We start from the raw sequence: 15,430 nt of genomic DNA, 5'->3' as shown, positions 1-15,430 counted from the left end.
TTATACGTTCAAGAGAGATGGCGATGGAAACTCACTTCAAGGAAATTGAGGATAAGCTAGGCCTAATTTTACCAGAGTTCTACAAGTCGGCTTTACTGAACTATCCGTTTAAGCCATTGGATGAAATTGATTGTGTAGAAGATAATTTAGTGAAGGAGCTAGAGTGGATTACAATAACTAATCTAGAGCTTCGAAAATGTCACTTTTATGGAAATCTATGGCCGCCTCATTTTTTAGCGATTGGCCATGATGGGTTTGGAAATTTCATGTTCTTAAACTTAAAAGAGCATGACAAAACAATCTATTTTGCTGATCACGAGGAAGAATTTGACTCTCGAGATATCAGTGATCTAGAGCTTGCAGCAGATATGGAAGAGTACATTCAGTTGTGTAAGGAAGAGCAAGAAGATGTGGTTAAAAAGGTATAACAAGGTTATCAACCTGACCGTCATTACGTTGCTTCGTTTGCGCTTAGTCGCTACGCTAGCGCAAACAAACCAACCACGTTTCGGCCGGTTATAACGGCGTTATGTGTTACGAATGTACCGATGAAGAAGTATAAATTTGAAATTTTCGCTGACTACTTTCAGATATATTTACTGGATGTTGAAGCCGATGACGACACTTCAGATATCTGGACAGACGAAGCATTAAATATAAAGCTTGGCATCCTACCAAACACTCTTGCTATCGGCACGTACAGAAATGTTGATGTTCCTCTAGAGGTTGAGGTTCACGATAGCGAGCCTGAAATTAGCCTCGGAGAATGGGATCATGCTTCTATAGGTTATTTCACAGTGACATCGGGGCAGTGCGTTGTTTCTGGCTGCACCGACTATCTACTTGATGTAGCCAAAATCGATGTGGCTCCCGGTAAGTATTCGGCCATTTCACTCGCGAAGGGCCTCGGATCAATAACCGAGGAGTGGGAAGATGCAGATGATTTATATAAAGTCATTCTGTGGCCTTCAGCCACCAGTGAGTGTAAGGCACTAAAGCACTATGAAAACACATAACAAAACTCTCAACTACACCCCGGCCGCAAGTGGCCTCCGTCGGACAACCAAAAGTGTGCTCCGCACTGGCTGCCGGTTAGCTCAGCGTTATGTTTCTGGAGCAATATGCTGAATCCTAATGATTTTGCGAATGAAGTGTCTCCAGCTTCGAGAAAAGTACTCGGAGTTGCTTGTACGCTCATTGGTTTGGCTCTTGCCTTGTCTGCTTGGCTTACAGGTGAAATGGTTGTTGTTATTTTGAGTTTTGTTGCAGGTTTACCTGTAGGTCTAGTTGGGTTGTCTTTACTCTTCGGTAAAGCAAAGCGTGGGAATGGAATATTTTCGCCATTAACCCTTTATGTTATTGGTTCGCTCATCGCATTAGCCTCGGTTGTAGGTGCGTACAATGGGCAGCCCAAGACAGGCTTCGGTGTATTGGTTGCTTTTGGTTGTTTCGTTTTAGCAAGAAAGAGGAGCAATTAACGAAAGGTATGGTAAAACATAACAAGGCCATTAAATGCGTTCCGGGCGCAAATGGCGCGCCCTCCACCGGACTATCTACGCTTTGCTTCGGCAGCCGTTTATGGCAGCGTTAGATGCACATGAGTAATCACATTAATCTCATAGTCGAAGGTTCGGAAGGTGGAACACAGCCAGTAGAAGTCGAATTGATTTCACCGAGCGTGTATCGAATCTTATTTTCTCCGGGGTTTGTAGAAGATATAGCCGCTGGCGATGTTATCCGAGTGACCGATGAAGAAACGGGTGAATTTGAAGTAATCGAATATGGTGGCAATGTTTCAGTAAAAATTTCAGCTGCTTCCAGCATAATTGAGAAGCTTCCTGAGATTGATGGCATATTATCGGAAGTAGGCGGACGCCGAGACGGAAATCTTGAGCATGTCGCTGTGTGGACTATCCCTGCAAACTCAGGTTATAAGGCTATAGAGGCATCCATAACAAAAGCCTGTGAGCTACTAAATGAGCCTGTTTGGTGGTATGGCAATGTATATGATTCGGAGAACAAACCAGTTAATTGGTGGCTCTAAGCAGGCCGCATCTAACAAGTCAAAGCACGCGGACTTGGTAAAGCTGTCACCTTTTTCGCTTGCGAAAAAACCGCCAATTTCACCAAGTCGGTGTTTGAGGTATTATACGCATATCGAGTTATGGAAGTAAGCGAGTATTATCGAAAAGCTAAAGAGATAGCTGAGAGTCCCGAGCTGCACGACACTGGTGAGGCGAAGGAAGTTCAGCAGGCTCTCGATTACGATCGTTTAGATGATCATCCGTCATGCTGGGTTCCAAATGTTCAAGCGGCTCTATTAGCATGTTTTAGTTCAAGGCCAAAGCTTTCTGCATCTAAAGCAGCTCTAGAGCTCTATATACAAGGCTCTATCATGGAAAGTAACGCAGAGAGGAACACGGTAGTAAAAGTAGGTTTTACGTGCCTAGTTTTGGGTTTCATAATCGGGTGGGTAGTGTGGCCGTAACTACGTATAACAAATACCAGCAGGTTGCTATGGGCCTTTGGCCCTTCGCGGGACGGCCTACTCTGCGCTCCAGCCGCCCCTGCTGTAGTCGTTAAGCAAAGAAATAGAAAAGCATGAGAAAGTCATCACCTGAAGCATTATTAGCTATTACTACGATAATATTACTTACCGTCATTCCAATTTTAGTGGGCTGGGTTCTAGTGAAGGTCTATAGGGTATTTCGACCTTTCCCTAAGCAGGAACTCTCTGGGCTTGCAAGTATTGGAGTCCAAGAAAAGGATAGCTTTTTCAAGTTTGTTCTCGTTGGCTGGATTGTATGCGGGCCAATCTATTATTGGGCATACAGTTCCGGTGTTCTTGGCTAGCGCCGAGCTTAACGAGCGCCGGCATAATCGCGCACTGTATGCGCTGGACTCGCAACAAGTTGCTCGCCTGTGCGGCGGGCGTTATGAAAAAAGGACTATGGCCGGACCAACTGTAGGAATACTATTAAAAGAAAAGTTGGGCGATGACGCCAAGAGAGAGATCTTGGCTTTCATTCAATCTGTTTCTAGTGAAATTCGAGGAAACGATTTTTGGGTTTATGGCGGTTCGTTTGGGTATGAGTTTGGCCCAGATTATCCCGAAGAGATCGAGGAATATGCCGGGGTAAGCAATTTATTGGGTTGGCTTCCTAAAGATATAATTGGTCTATATGCGATGTGTAATGGAGATAGAGACCATCAATCTCTCGGAGAAGTGACGCTTGGTATTGCCGAGATTGTAAATGGTAGTATTGCATTCTGTCATGTACTTAGCAGATACACATCTGATCCAGAAATATTGGAACATCCTGGGGTTGTTGAATATGAGCATGAGTCAATAATTAGCCCTGAGCTGTTTGAACAATGGTTAAAACATCCAGATTTTCGTATGGTGAAGTAATGCATAACAAAATGCTGCTAGGGACAAACCTACGCTGAGCTCCGGTTTGCCCCAGAGCATGGCGTCATGTGTCAAAAGCACCAAAAATATGAAACGAATTAAAGATGATGAAGTAAAGACCCAAGTTGTTTCAGATTTTGGCATGACCATGGAGCTTTACATTGAAACTGGTAATGCCTCTATTGATAAGAGGGTCGATTATCCTTTGTTCAAAGTCTATGCCGATGAGGAAACCGAAGAGAAATACGTTGAGATTTCATCCGGGGGCCAACTTATTCAGCTGCCAATTGAAGCAGTAAAGAAATTTCTATTAACAGCAGAAACGGAAGTTCACTCTGAGGCTTGGTACGATAAAAATGTTTTCAATCAAGAGTGAAGCACATAAAAAGGCGGTGTTGTCGCCTTTGGCTGGGACGCGCTAACGCGCGCACCAAAACTTGGCGTTAGGTAACCTACGAACTATGTCAGTAATTTCTAAATTAATGGAAGCTACAGAAGCGGATACTGATGTTCTTCGCCGCTTAGATTCCAACGGTGATGACTTTAGTAAATTCAGAGAGGTAGATTTCACCTTCAAATACGACAGCAAAGAAAAAGCAGACACTGTAGCGGGTTTTCTGGGTGATTTTCAGTACGGGGCAGCGAATGTTATTGATGAATAGCAGCAATACATGGTGCAAGTACTAATAGATATGTCTGTAACTCAAAACATCCTGCTTTGCGTATCAGGCTTTATGACTCGCATTGGTGAATTAATGGTGTTGAAGTCGAAGGCTGGTGATGCATCGCGCAGAACGGTACCTAACAAACGCTTGCAGCCGTGGCCAAATACTACGTACTTTTTGCGTTACTTGCTGGGCTCAAACAATAACACAAAAACCGCTTCGTATTTGGCCCGACTGTAGCGGACGTTATGCATCAAGCAAGAAGAAATGAAAGACAATAAAATGCCCAAGGTGCAAGTCCGAAAAAATAGATGAAGTAGCACCATAGCGAGCGCCTGAATGTGGATGAAGGTGTTAATTTAGTCATACTGTTGCGGTATTGGTGTAAATTTATCTTTTTTGGCAGGTTTTTGCTTGATTGGTCTAGGCTAAAAGCGAGATGTACATTTGGGGCCAGTTGCACTCTGTTAAGATTTGGCCCTTAAGGTCGAGCTGAAATCGTTCATATTTAGGAAGTACTTATGGTCCATGTAAAAAGTGGTACAGATCCTTTATCGAAAAAAGGTGGCGATGGCCCTTTTCCAATTAAAGGTGGAAAATCTGGTCAGTCTATCACTCAGTCAGGGAATAAATCTGAGCAACACAAATTAATTGACTTCACTAAATTTAAAGTTATCAAAGGTCATTCAGGGGATTACGTACTAACTGTATGGGGTAAAAACGACCCTGATATAATACCGTCCCTAGAACCGCATATATACGTAGTAAACCCTGATTACTATGAAATAGAAGTAATAGGAGTTCCTTCAGGTGATGTTCCTTCAAAGAACGTGTAAAAATTCCCTCTTAGCTTAGGCCTTAAAAACTATATGGGTGAAAAAGGCATAGAGGTTATTAGTGCGACCAAGTCTGTTAAATGGGACTTGCCCGAGAGTTAGAGAGACCTTTGCTATTGAATCGCCTAGCCGTTCATAGTTCTATTGCGGCTATGGCGATTCCGAGTGGGTGATTGGAGCTCCCACTTGAGTCCGAGAAGGCGGGGAGGATGTCAGGCTCTGCAAGTTTATCGATTCAACTAGAAGTACCTCTTATCGTAAAAAGCAACAATTGTTGTTTTTCAAACTTTACTCCTAGTAGTTTAGTTATTTCATCTTATGGCAATTTATCAGCATGCGGTAAAACTTAAGTCTCCAGTTAGTAGCCGTTTTAAGAACAAAGCTTTAAATGTCATACCTCTGTTGCCTTTTGCGTATAAACATAAGGATGTTTCGCATGAGAAGCTGTTACAGGGATCAGTCAGGGCTTGTCAGTAGAAAGTAAAGGAGTTACTTATGAAGGCATTAACCTCCATCGCCGTAGCTATGTTGGTAGCATTTAGCGGAAATACCTTTGCGGATAATAATACCGCGATATTGTTTCAGGCTGGCTCTAATAATATGGTCGTCACAACCCAGGATCCCTCTACTCACAATAATTTAATTGTACAGGTTCAAGTTGGAGATTCTAACGACTCAGAAGCCTCTCAAGCTTTAGGCGCTAGTCGCAATTTGGCAACACATTTACAAATTGGCGAATTAAATGTTTCGCGATCTATCCAGGATGATAATTCTTCACTTAGTAGCCTTACGATCAACCAAGTAGGTTCGATGAACGATGGTTATGTTGATCAAGAAGGAGGCACTGCAAATATAGCAACACTATATCAAATGGGTACTATGAATGAAGCTGATATCGAACAAGAAGATGGGGCTGTATTAAGTATTGCCGTTGTTAACCAGATAGGTGAAATGAATGACGCTGACATTGATTACGACGATGGTGTTGTCTCAAGTGTTGCCATTATTACTCAGATAGGTGAAATGAATGAAGCTGACATTGAGCAAGATGACACTATTGCAAGTACGGCAATAATAAATCAAACAGGCTCTATGAATGATGCTGACATCGAACAAGAAAATGGACCTGTTGTCGCAAGTATGGCCATTATTAATCAGCTGGGCACAATGAATGATGCTGGCATTGAACAAGGCGATGGAACCGCCTTTAGTACTGCCATTATTAATCAGCTGGGTGAAATGAATGATGCTGACATCGATCAAGACGATGGAACCGTCTTAAGTATTGCCACTATGAATCAGGCTGGCTCCATGAATATGGCAGATATTACCCAAATGGGCGCTGTTATTTCCCTTGCTTCTACCACCCAGCTAGGTAGCAATAATATGCATACAACAACTCAAACCGGTGTTGGTCAAACCGCTATAGTCCTACAGATTGGTAGCGGTAATATGGGCACGATTACCCAATAGAAGCTTACCTTTGCCCGCCTCAAGTACGACCTCTCAATACAAACTGAGGGGTCGTCATACGCCTGATTCTGCCTATCATCCTATCCGTTGCTGTTGTCCGGCTGCCCCGTAGTTGAGGCCAAAGAGGAGCACGGTTATGATCGCCACGAGTGGCTACTCAAGTGGTTCGACACTGACGGCGACTGCCAGAGCACCCGCCATGAGCTGCTAGTTCAGTTCTCCCAGGCGCCCCGGTTACCTCCACAAATGAAAAGCGCTGCATGGTAGATACAGGCCTCTGGCTAGACCCATACACCGGCAACTTTTACACCCTGGCTTCTGACCTGGATGTTGAACACATCGTCCCACTTTCATGGGCGCATGAGCACGGTGGTGCCAACTAGACCGTTGAGCTAAAGCGTCAGTTTACAGAAGACCCTGAAAATCTATAGTTGCTCGATGATGGTCGCAACCAAAATAAAGGCGACAAGAGCCCCGATGAGTGGATGCCAGCCTATAAGCCTGTTCAGGCCATCTAAGTGCAGAAGTTTATGGTGAGAGCGCCTTTATCTTGAGGGAAGCTGGTGGCAGTATATCGCTTCCAGCTGTAATTATGCTTTTATGAGGCTTCCATCAATATACTTATTTAACCACTATTTTTATGAACTTATTTCCTAGTAAATTAAGATTTTTATCCTATGGTTCCTAGCCTAGTACCCTGCAAGACTTATCCCGTTGGTTTTGTTTGAGTACGATTTTAGGTGTCAGAATTACTTGGTTAACTCAGAGATAGATTTATCCAACCTTATAAATTGAAGTATGGGTTGGTTTTGCTCTTTCCAGACTCTTTCTATGCGCTGATAGTATCCATAGCAATATATGATTTTACTGTTTGATGAATACAGTATTTAGTTCGCTGGCTACTAAATCAATCATTTCGATACGTAGTATAAAATTGTACGAAAATGACTGCCGTGCTCAACGATGGCGACAAGAAGTATATATGTGTGCAACTGTTGTATAAGGATTACTAATGAAGAAGTTAATCTCTCTAGCTACTGCCGTATCTGTTGTAATTAGCCTAGATGCCTTTGCGGGAAACAATACAGCGATATTAATTCAAGTTGGGTCCAATAATACAGCCAACGCAGATCAAGCAGATCCAACTACTCATAACAATCTCATTACCCAAACACAGATTGGTGTTTCTAATGATTCGGATGTATCTCAAACCATAGGCACCAACAATAGTACAGTAAACCATACACAAGTTGGGGAGTTAAATAGTTCAGAATCTTTCCAACAAGATAACAGCTTTTTTAGCCTTAGTTCGATTAGCCAGCAGGGCCAAGGAAATATTGGGTTTTCTCTTCAAACTGATACTACTTTGGGTTCTATTTTCATAAACCAACTGGGATCTACGAATTTTTCTACTAATGGCCAATTTGAGTCTCTAGATACAAGATCCTTTACTAATCAGGTCGGTCTTATGAACGCCGCTCAAACTGTACAAACTTTGAGTGTTGGAAGTAGTCATGTAATAAATCAATTTGGCTCCATGAATATTTCCGTCTCTCAACAACTTGAAGCTAGTGCAGGCAGTACTTTTAGCAATCAAATAGGGTCAGATAATTTTAGTTCGATTTTTCAAGGGGGGGAAGTTGGGGCTAGTGCCTTGAGTAGTCAATTAGGTTTAGGAAATGATGTCATTATTGGTCAGTCGCTAACCTCTTTAAGTAGCGCCGTGGCCAATCAGATAGGCGTAATGAATGGTGCAGAAGTACTACAGCAGAACACCACTGCCAGTACGGCTGTTATCAATCAAACTGGTTTTGTGAATTTTGCAGAAATTTCTCAAATGGGAGCTACCTTGAGTACAGCGATAACATCTCAAATAGGTAGTAATAATAGTTATTTAACTACACAGACAGGAGTAGGGCAAACAGCTATTGTCGTTCAAATTGGCAGTGTAAATATGGGCTCTACGATGCAGTAGTAAGTGGCAGTAAATATTGAAAAGTATTTTAAGCAGCCTCTTGTATCGGCCACAATTATCGCTGAATAAATTATGCGCACTCCTGTAGGTGACTGATGTTAGATGGACGATAGCCATTTTCGTGCTGCTGACGGATCTTTGGCACGAGTAGAAGGAAACGTTTTGGTAGTGGTACTTGATGGGCAGCTGGCAAGCAAAATCTTGGATAGAGGGCGAGGACACTTGTTGTCTGCAAATTAGAAATACCCACCAATTCCCATCTGGGAGGGCCAGGAGCTGATAGTTGAGGGGGGGGGGTAAGGCATCAAATCCATCTGAAAAAATGATGTCTTAATTTCTATGTCTGAACTTGTTCTCTATAGCTAAATGGTAGCGAAAGTGGACTAAATCTAATCTGGAATATCTTAGTCATTCACTCTAATAAGATTGACTCTAGGGACTTTGCGCCTAAAGGGCACTTCAGTAAAGCCTCCTTCAGGTCTGCCTCGGCATCAGTGCTTTCTGAGCTGGGAACTAAGTAAGCACTTTTCGCGGTCGGCGTGTCACCAAATGGCAATCTGGGTGTTGCTAATTTAAATGTATAGTTATTGAATGATGGGTCACGGTATAAACACTGAATATGTGTGTTGCCGAGATGTATATTTAGATAATAAAAATAGAAAGTGGTGAATATGGCAGGATTGTCTGATATTAGAAGTGGGCGAGAATATGAGCTTACTGAAATTGTAAAGCAGAGGCACTTTGTGTATGAGGGGGGAGTGTCTGTTCTTTCAGAAATTAAAAACCTTCATGGTTTCTCTGTAACTATAAAAACAGGAAGTATTTCAGGATCAAGGGGGCAGTATGTATCAGCTATCAGTGATGCCTTTAAGATACTTTCTTCATTTGATTTTCATAAAGGTCTTAATAAGAAGATCATAATATATCTTAGTGATCATAAAATGGTAAAAAATATTGCCTTCATGAACGGTGAAAATATCACTATTTTTCTAGGATCAAGAATCAAGAATCATATGTCGGCAGCTAAGCCAAGCAAAAAACCTCCAATTGTTTCAGTTAAAGGTGGAGTTACCGCTGGAGTGGGGCGTGCTCGTGGTATTGCGGACTATATGTATGATGTTACTTCTCGACAGCTTTTCAAAAACCCTAAAGAATCTGCGATGATAAAAACGGTTGTGATACATGAAATGGGACATGCATTGCATGAACATTTTCATCCTGAAATTTTTTGGGACTTGAAGAGAGAGTCGACAGCTCAAGCTTATAACTCTTGTGGATGGATAAATGCATCTTTTGATGTAAGCCAATATGCGACCACGAATGCTCTTGAATTTGTGGCGGAAACTTTTACTGGTATGGCTCTCGGAGAAAAATATGGCAAGATTGTAGCGAACGCCTACTCAGCGCTTGGAGGGCCGCAATAATCTTTGGCTAGTTAAATATCCCTATAATCTCAAGGCCCGCTCAATGCGGGCTTTTTTGTGTCTGAAAAATCCTGAGGCCCCATGTTCCAAAACGGCTACATCACAGTGTCGGAATCAGATTGTCGTTGTTGTGGAGATATCATTTTAAAGAAGCGTTTTGGTAAGCCAATGATTATCAATTCCGGTTATCGCTGCCCAGCACATAACGCTTGGTAAAACGCCACCATGACACATATCACTGGGCAGGCTGTTGATGTTCAAGTGGCCTTGGGTCGAGCTTACCGGTTGATTCAAATCGCCCAGGGGAAGGCTTCACTGGTATATGGGTAAAGCAAAAGGGACAGTTTAAAAGGCGACTTCTTCACCTGGATGACCATTAGGCAATAACTGGCGAGCTAACCCGACTAACTGTCTGGAGCTACTGATGGCTTTAGCCCCATTAACCGCAATTCTTGAAACCGGCTCATTGGCTATTGAGCGTATATGGCCTGACCCGGTTAAACGTACTGAGAAAGTGCGGAAGTTGGAGGAACTCAAGCTAAAGGGCAGCTAGAGGTCGACAAAGCTGGAGTCCAGCACAAAAGCGTATTTGTCGCTGGCTGGCATCCCTGTATTGGCTGGGTTGGGGCTTGGCTCTCGCTTATCAGTTTGTTTTATATCCATTGCTCTGTTGGGGCTGGGCTATTTACAGCGCTAAGGGCTCAATACGTACTGGGGTGACTCGACCGCGAGTGCTAGAAACTGGTGGGCTGTTCTCAATGATAACGGCCATGCTCGGGATAGGTGCCATGCGTTCATATCACAAAACGCATGGTACTCAGACGGACAAACCATAAATAGTGATTTTTAAGGGTTGTCAGTTAATCAAGCTTCACTTTTTGGTTTATAGTTTTGCCAGATATCAGGGTATCTTTCCCAAGGAGGGGCTTCAGGACTGAACGCGCTATCAGGGTTAGCGGTATCTCGATACCAAAACTGTATTCGTTTCATGAAATCTGCGTCATTCCTGTTTCTAAAGATAAATCTTATTTCTGCATATGTAATAACACGGTTTTTTAAACCTTCACCGAAGTCATACTGATACATTGTTTTTCTTTCAAATGGAAATTTTGCTTCTACCATACCTTCTCCCTGTCCGGGTTTGGTAATTACGGCATTCCAATCCATATCATAGTCAATTGCAAAATGTATGAAGTGATGGTGTTTTACTAAGAATTCGATTCCAGCTTTGCTCTTTCTTCTGAATCTTTTGTTGTCTACAGATTCCTCCCCTGTTTGGGGTGGCTCTATACTGGAATCATCTGATACAACACATTTATATTTCTCTTTACTACGACAGAAATTATTAAAGTCTTCATTTAAGTAATGACAATCGTGTACAGCAGTACCGGTTAGTAATTGGTCAAGCCATGCGACCGTGTTGTTACTGGCAAAATCCTGCATGGTTCTTTGCGTTAGCTGCTGAATTAGCCTCGCTCTACTTCCCGAAAATCCATAAAAAAAGTCTCCGGAACAGTATCTTCTCCATGGCTCGCTGAATGGCATAGTAATTCTCCTATGTAAAGCAAAACTAAGTGGCAATAGTAGGCTTTCTCTCTTACTTCCCAAACCTAGCTCTAACATGAGGAATGTACTTGGATATTGCTTAGTTGATTTTATGAATTGGACATAAATTTTTAGAGTTTGGCCATTTGTTTTAGAACGAGAGCTGCCGGAAATTTCGACATCTGAAGGCCTGCAATTGAGGCCCTCTTTGATCCCAAAACAAGCCTTATATCGATCAGATTTTGTTAAAAATTAATTCTACCTGGTAAAGCCTATGACCCAAGCAGCAGAATATTGACACCTTAGTAAAAACATATCGATTACTCAGATAGCCAGAATTATCTTATTGGTGGCTGGTTTATTCATATGGGGCTCCGATGTAGAGAAAGGTATAACTGCAAATACTCAGGCAATAGAACATGAACCAGCCATGCTCGCCCTGGAGCAAAAGCATATAGCTGAGTTCAAGGATGAAATCAGAACCCGACTCCAGTGTATTGATAGCAAGTTGGAGCGGTTAATTGAGAGAGGGGAGTAGTGGCAAGGCGAATCAGTTATAGGGAGGAATTCGCTGAGAAGACTGAGAAGACTGAGAAGACTGAGAAGCTGGGTCTGACTGACAAAGAGTTAGGCGAATTCTTCGAGGTAACAGAGCAAACAATCAACAATTGGAAGAATAAGCATTCCGAATTTTTTGAGTCCATAAAAAGGGGAAAAATTTGGCAGATGCTAACGTGACGGAGAGTCTCTTTCGAAGGGCCTGCGGCTATAGCCATGAAGCTGTAAAGATAATGCAGCACAACGGCAACCCCATTGTTCAGGAATATACTGAGCATTATCCACCAGATACAACTGCTTGCTTAGCTTGGCTTCATAACCGGCAAAGAGAAAAGTGGCAACGAAACCCTGACCAAGCCAGTGACGGTGCCTACATGCCACCGACAGAAGTCATATTCGAGGTCAAGGATGCAAGAACGCGGGAGGGAAATGAGAGCGGCTTTAATGTTCCGCAAGGTCAGTTTTTAAACCTGCCGCATAAGTACAGTGCTTACGTCGCAGGTTCCGGGTCTGGAAAGATCTGGGTTGGCTGTTCAGGGCAGCTAGCTCACTTCACGGCGTGCATAAATCTGATTAAGCAAAGGAATAGATAATGTCCAGCTTTCCCCAATAACCGTACAAAATCTTCAGGTTTGGCAATTCGCCTACACCATCGGCGACGGCCACAGTTCCGGCACTATTGTGCGCGAAACGGTAACGCTGTCCATCTAGCTCGTCAATAGCGATGCTCAAGCGGATGCAGTGCTTAAATGCACCATTGCCGTTATTGATGATCAGAACAATGTACAGACCGATGGTGCCGGTGATCTGATGTTCAGCATTTATGTAACCACCAAAACTCTGCAGACCGATGCAGGCCAGCCGGTATATGTTGCCGATCATGTAGCAGGCCAGGTATTTGACTGCATTGTCGAAGTGGCAAATCGTCTGGCTGTATATAGTTCAATTGCAGCTATGGCTATCTGAGTGGGTGATTAAAAGCATCGTTTTACTGGGGATACGGTTAGCGAATTAGCCGAGATGGTTACACAATTGTTATCCGCGTTAAATAATTCTTAATGGAATAACCGATTAATTAGTAGGTTTTCTTTATTTTTGTTTTATTTGGTACGGTTAAAGAGGAAAAAATTTTGGATGGGTATGAAAGGGTGAAATACAATGCTTCCGACAGTATTAGTCCAGTAAACCTATAAAAGTAATTTTTCGCAGATTGGAGTTACCAAGACATACGGAAAATATAGGTTGTCAAGGAACAGGTATTGATTTATCAGCATTTGGTCCTAAAAAACTGTCCTAAATATTGTCGTACTTTATAATGTATGTAATGGATTGTAATTTTGAAAAAACTAAATAAGAACAGTTCTTTGCAAAGGACTGTATTTAAAAATTCCATCGCTGGCTTCACTTTAATCTGCACATCGACATTAGTTCAGGCAGAAGCGATTAGTACAAAAATAGACCTGGGTGAGCCGTTTCCATTTAAAATGGAAGATGGAATTGAATACGAGGTTAAATTAGATGTTGGCTATCAATTCGATAGTATTGAAAAAATTTGTATCAACACGGAAGTTAAAGATGGAGATGCAAGCGCAGCATTTTTCAGAGTAGAAAGTGAACCAGCAGGACCTTTCACTATGCCTATCTCTCAAGCGTATGCGCAGCCACTCCTTTATTTTATCGATGCTCCAACTCCGGAAAACCCCAATCCTGTCAAGCAGATGGTAAACATTAGCTTCTGTGAAGGTGAAACTAGCATTTTGGCGAAAAATTTTCTTGATGGAGAAGGTAAATTTACATTCAATGTGTCCGGTGGTTATGTGGAGTTCTGGGATTTTGAGCTGGTTATAGAGGGTGATGTCTCTGCCACTCAGTTGGCGATTGTGCTTGATGAACCTGCCGGATTTTCAGTTCCTTCCTATGGAGGAAGAGTCAATTATGATGCAAGTATTCGTAATTTAGACTCTTCACAATCGTTGGTGACACTTGAGCAATGGAGTGTGCTCAAATTTCCTGACGGCGATAATTATCCCATTCATAAATCACGGGATGTCGTGCTGAATTATTCTGAGGCAAAGGACTACACTCGAAATTATTTAAACATACCTGCTTGGTTTGAGGCTGGAGATTATGAGCTGACTTGGTATGTAACTGACCCAAATACCGGGGTTCGGGTGAAAGACAGCCTGCATTTCACAAAAAGTGCTGACTAAGTTTTAAACCGCTGGCAGGCTGGGGCGCCCTTGTGTCCCAGCTTTCCCTTCCGGCCGTCGTATTCAGTGGTGGAATGGCCGTATCGCCGGTACGAAGGACCAAACTATGGAGCCATGGCTGACATCGACAGAAAGACCCTCCTCTAATTTATTGATTTAATTATGGGTAAAATGTGTTCAAGAGCGGGGAGTTGAACCAGCCGATTTTAGTCAATGGCTCACTATCTCTGGTTACTATTTAGACAAAGATATATAACCTGCTGTAAATAATTGATGAGACTGCTTCAGTTGTTTCCTGTCAAACTAAGTCTGATGGGTTACCCTATGCTGAGACAAGAGATACTAGGCCGTCATGCCCGACCTGAAAGAAAGAGCTGACTTTTATCGCCCAAATTCACAGTGAAGCAAAACAACAGCTCTTCGTTTTCTATTATTGCAATGAATGCTTTCCATGGGAGCTTGGCGATGAAGAAAAGGGATAATGGTTAGTGAAGCTGTACAATGAATCTTTAATTAACGAAATAACTAGAACTAAGAATGATGAGTTCGCGCCCACACCCTGTAAGGTAAAATATTCATCTGTTGAGGTTCTCCCTGACCGGGAAGGACTTGATTCTGCCTCCGAAGAAGTAAGTGATTTATATTGCAAGATCAATGACGATTCGTCTTGGGGAGAGTATGAAGAAGCTGTAGAGAGAGCCGGTTGCCTAAATGACTATGCGACGCTTTTAGGCGGTTACCCTCGCTTCGTTCAAGGTTTCTGTACTGAGTGTAACTCAGAGATGATATTTTACGCTCAAGTGGATGCTGAAGATGAAGCGAGTATCAGGTGGAAATATGTTAGACTGGTTTATTTCTTTAGATGTCCAGAGCATAAAAATCAATTCCAGCTGGAGCTACGATGCCAATAATGGCTAACAAGCGCAACTGCTCGGACTGTGATCTTGCCCCGTTTTAACGGACACCAAAGTCAAATAGACGAGGTGTCTTATACCAAAATATAACAAACCTAGAAAGACTTGGCAGTATTCAAGCGAATTCAAAGTGAAAGCGGTAATGCTTAGCTTGATAGAGGGCATTCAAGTTAAGGAAGTGGCTAAAACTCTCGACATTCACCCTTTCATGCTGTCATGATGGTGAAAAGCGTTTCAGGAAGGGAAGATTTTGGCAGATAAGCGAAGAAAGCTTACTGATGTAGTCTCTAGAAAAGAAAAGAAACTTTCTAGGGTAAAGCGTTTGGAGGCGGAGAATCGTAAATTAAAGCAGGAGCTTGATTTGCTAAAAAAGTGGCAACGGTTTCTTGCGGAGGAACATCAGCAAGATATCGATTTA

The 15,430-nt window shown here is 42.6% G+C and carries 20 protein-coding genes; 18 read left to right on the top strand and 2 right to left on the bottom strand.

What is annotated here, in order from left to right:
• The first annotated feature begins 23 nt into the window (after positions 1-23).
• The 14 genes from G367_RS0101085 (at position 24) to G367_RS26905 (ending at position 10,338) form a co-directional block, all read left to right on the top strand.
• Positions 24-428 carry an SMI1/KNR4 family protein gene (locus G367_RS0101085; RefSeq protein WP_020411245.1) on the top strand — a complete coding sequence of 135 codons (405 nt, stop codon included), beginning with the start codon at positions 24-26 and terminating at the stop codon, positions 426-428.
• A gap of 120 nt (positions 429-548) precedes the next feature.
• Positions 549-1,016 (top strand): hypothetical protein, encoded by a 468-nt coding sequence (locus G367_RS0101080; protein WP_020411244.1) that lies wholly within the window; start codon positions 549-551, stop codon positions 1,014-1,016.
• Positions 1,017-1,121: 105 nt separating this feature from the next.
• Positions 1,122-1,478 carry a hypothetical protein gene (locus tag G367_RS0101075; RefSeq protein WP_020411243.1) on the top strand — a complete coding sequence of 119 codons (357 nt, stop codon included), beginning with the start codon at positions 1,122-1,124 and terminating at the stop codon, positions 1,476-1,478.
• Between the two features lie 119 nt (positions 1,479-1,597).
• Positions 1,598-2,044, top strand: a complete 447-nt coding sequence (locus tag G367_RS0101070; protein WP_169337088.1) for a DUF4265 domain-containing protein — start codon at positions 1,598-1,600, stop codon at positions 2,042-2,044.
• 696 nt (positions 2,045-2,740) lie between these two features.
• Positions 2,741-3,412, top strand: a complete 672-nt coding sequence (locus tag G367_RS0101060; protein ID WP_157533286.1) for a DUF6368 family protein — start codon at positions 2,741-2,743, stop codon at positions 3,410-3,412.
• 88 nt (positions 3,413-3,500) lie between these two features.
• Entirely contained in the window at positions 3,501-3,788 is a 288-nt protein-coding gene (locus G367_RS0101055) for a hypothetical protein (protein WP_026304867.1), read from the top strand.
• 85 nt (positions 3,789-3,873) lie between these two features.
• Positions 3,874-4,074: a ribonuclease E inhibitor RraB gene (locus G367_RS26540; RefSeq protein ID WP_020411238.1), complete on the top strand. Its 201-nt coding sequence runs from the start codon at positions 3,874-3,876 to the stop codon at positions 4,072-4,074.
• A gap of 524 nt (positions 4,075-4,598) precedes the next feature.
• Positions 4,599-4,913: a hypothetical protein gene (locus G367_RS0101045; RefSeq protein WP_020411237.1), complete on the top strand. Its 315-nt coding sequence runs from the start codon at positions 4,599-4,601 to the stop codon at positions 4,911-4,913.
• Between the two features lie 495 nt (positions 4,914-5,408).
• Entirely contained in the window at positions 5,409-6,386 is a 978-nt protein-coding gene (locus G367_RS0101040) for a hypothetical protein (RefSeq protein ID WP_020411236.1), read from the top strand.
• Positions 6,387-6,646: 260 nt separating this feature from the next.
• Positions 6,647-6,769: a hypothetical protein gene (locus G367_RS26910; protein ID WP_020411235.1), complete on the top strand. Its 123-nt coding sequence runs from the start codon at positions 6,647-6,649 to the stop codon at positions 6,767-6,769.
• A gap of 629 nt (positions 6,770-7,398) precedes the next feature.
• Entirely contained in the window at positions 7,399-8,361 is a 963-nt protein-coding gene (locus tag G367_RS0101030; protein WP_020411234.1) for a hypothetical protein, read from the top strand.
• A 671-nt stretch (positions 8,362-9,032) separates the two neighbouring features.
• Positions 9,033-9,785 (top strand): hypothetical protein, encoded by a 753-nt coding sequence (locus G367_RS24770; RefSeq protein ID WP_020411233.1) that lies wholly within the window; start codon positions 9,033-9,035, stop codon positions 9,783-9,785.
• Between the two features lie 81 nt (positions 9,786-9,866).
• Positions 9,867-10,001, top strand: a complete 135-nt coding sequence (locus tag G367_RS27035; RefSeq protein ID WP_157533285.1) for a D-Ala-D-Ala carboxypeptidase family metallohydrolase — start codon at positions 9,867-9,869, stop codon at positions 9,999-10,001.
• Between the two features lie 208 nt (positions 10,002-10,209).
• Positions 10,210-10,338 carry a hypothetical protein gene (locus tag G367_RS26905; protein ID WP_020411232.1) on the top strand — a complete coding sequence of 43 codons (129 nt, stop codon included), beginning with the start codon at positions 10,210-10,212 and terminating at the stop codon, positions 10,336-10,338.
• Positions 10,339-10,649: 311 nt separating this feature from the next.
• On the opposite strand, the gene G367_RS0101010 is transcribed toward G367_RS26905, so the two are convergent.
• Positions 10,650-11,330 (bottom strand): hypothetical protein, encoded by a 681-nt coding sequence (locus tag G367_RS0101010; RefSeq protein WP_020411230.1) that lies wholly within the window; start codon positions 11,328-11,330, stop codon positions 10,650-10,652.
• A 349-nt stretch (positions 11,331-11,679) separates the two neighbouring features.
• Between G367_RS0101010 and G367_RS0101005 the strand changes: the two genes are divergently transcribed.
• Entirely contained in the window at positions 11,680-11,868 is a 189-nt protein-coding gene (locus G367_RS0101005; protein ID WP_157533284.1) for a hypothetical protein, read from the top strand.
• A 593-nt stretch (positions 11,869-12,461) separates the two neighbouring features.
• Here the strand turns inward: G367_RS0101005 and G367_RS25895 are convergent.
• Entirely contained in the window at positions 12,462-12,770 is a 309-nt protein-coding gene (locus G367_RS25895; RefSeq protein WP_157533282.1) for a hypothetical protein, read from the bottom strand.
• A gap of 455 nt (positions 12,771-13,225) precedes the next feature.
• On the opposite strand from G367_RS25895, the gene G367_RS0100985 reads away from it, so the two are divergent.
• The 3 genes from G367_RS0100985 to G367_RS27030 all read left to right on the top strand — a co-directional run bounded on the left by G367_RS0100985 (position 13,226) and on the right by G367_RS27030 (position 15,232).
• Entirely contained in the window at positions 13,226-14,098 is an 873-nt protein-coding gene (locus G367_RS0100985; protein ID WP_245556637.1) for an RbmA family biofilm matrix protein, read from the top strand.
• Between the two features lie 488 nt (positions 14,099-14,586).
• Positions 14,587-15,009: a YwqG family protein gene (locus G367_RS0100980; protein WP_020411225.1), complete on the top strand. Its 423-nt coding sequence runs from the start codon at positions 14,587-14,589 to the stop codon at positions 15,007-15,009.
• A gap of 79 nt (positions 15,010-15,088) precedes the next feature.
• Positions 15,089-15,232 carry a transposase gene (locus G367_RS27030; RefSeq protein WP_157533293.1) on the top strand — a complete coding sequence of 48 codons (144 nt, stop codon included), beginning with the start codon at positions 15,089-15,091 and terminating at the stop codon, positions 15,230-15,232.
• Positions 15,233-15,430 lie beyond the last annotated feature (198 nt).

Origin of the sequence: Microbulbifer variabilis ATCC 700307, from assembly GCF_000380565.1 — a bacterium.
Taxonomy (GTDB): Bacteria; Pseudomonadota; Gammaproteobacteria; order Pseudomonadales; family Cellvibrionaceae; genus Microbulbifer; species Microbulbifer variabilis.
Note: the sequence above shows the minus strand (reverse complement) of the source record. Positions and strands in the feature narration are given on the sequence as shown.

Bases quoted from the DNA above. Each gene is read 5' to 3' on its own strand.
- G367_RS24770 (WP_020411233.1), top strand. From the start codon at position 9,033: ATGGCAGGATTGTCTGATATTAGAAGTGGGCGAGAATATGAGCTTACT.
- G367_RS26910 (WP_020411235.1), top strand. From the start codon at position 6,647: ATGGTAGATACAGGCCTCTGGCTAGACCCATACACCGGCAACTTTTAC.
- G367_RS26905 (WP_020411232.1), top strand. From the start codon at position 10,210: ATGGCTTTAGCCCCATTAACCGCAATTCTTGAAACCGGCTCATTGGCT.
- G367_RS0101030 (WP_020411234.1), top strand. From the start codon at position 7,399: ATGAAGAAGTTAATCTCTCTAGCTACTGCCGTATCTGTTGTAATTAGC.
- G367_RS0101010 (WP_020411230.1), bottom strand. From the start codon at position 11,330: ATGCCATTCAGCGAGCCATGGAGAAGATACTGTTCCGGAGACTTTTTT.
- G367_RS0101075 (WP_020411243.1), top strand. From the start codon at position 1,122: ATGCTGAATCCTAATGATTTTGCGAATGAAGTGTCTCCAGCTTCGAGA.
- G367_RS0101070 (WP_169337088.1), top strand. From the start codon at position 1,598: ATGAGTAATCACATTAATCTCATAGTCGAAGGTTCGGAAGGTGGAACA.
- G367_RS0101040 (WP_020411236.1), top strand. From the start codon at position 5,409: ATGAAGGCATTAACCTCCATCGCCGTAGCTATGTTGGTAGCATTTAGC.
- G367_RS0101045 (WP_020411237.1), top strand. From the start codon at position 4,599: ATGGTCCATGTAAAAAGTGGTACAGATCCTTTATCGAAAAAAGGTGGC.
- G367_RS25895 (WP_157533282.1), bottom strand. From the start codon at position 12,770: ATGATCGGCAACATATACCGGCTGGCCTGCATCGGTCTGCAGAGTTTT.
- G367_RS0101085 (WP_020411245.1), top strand. From the start codon at position 24: ATGGAAACTCACTTCAAGGAAATTGAGGATAAGCTAGGCCTAATTTTA.
- G367_RS27035 (WP_157533285.1), top strand. From the start codon at position 9,867: ATGTTCCAAAACGGCTACATCACAGTGTCGGAATCAGATTGTCGTTGT.
- G367_RS26540 (WP_020411238.1), top strand. From the start codon at position 3,874: ATGTCAGTAATTTCTAAATTAATGGAAGCTACAGAAGCGGATACTGAT.
- G367_RS0101055 (WP_026304867.1), top strand. From the start codon at position 3,501: ATGAAACGAATTAAAGATGATGAAGTAAAGACCCAAGTTGTTTCAGAT.
- G367_RS0101080 (WP_020411244.1), top strand. From the start codon at position 549: ATGAAGAAGTATAAATTTGAAATTTTCGCTGACTACTTTCAGATATAT.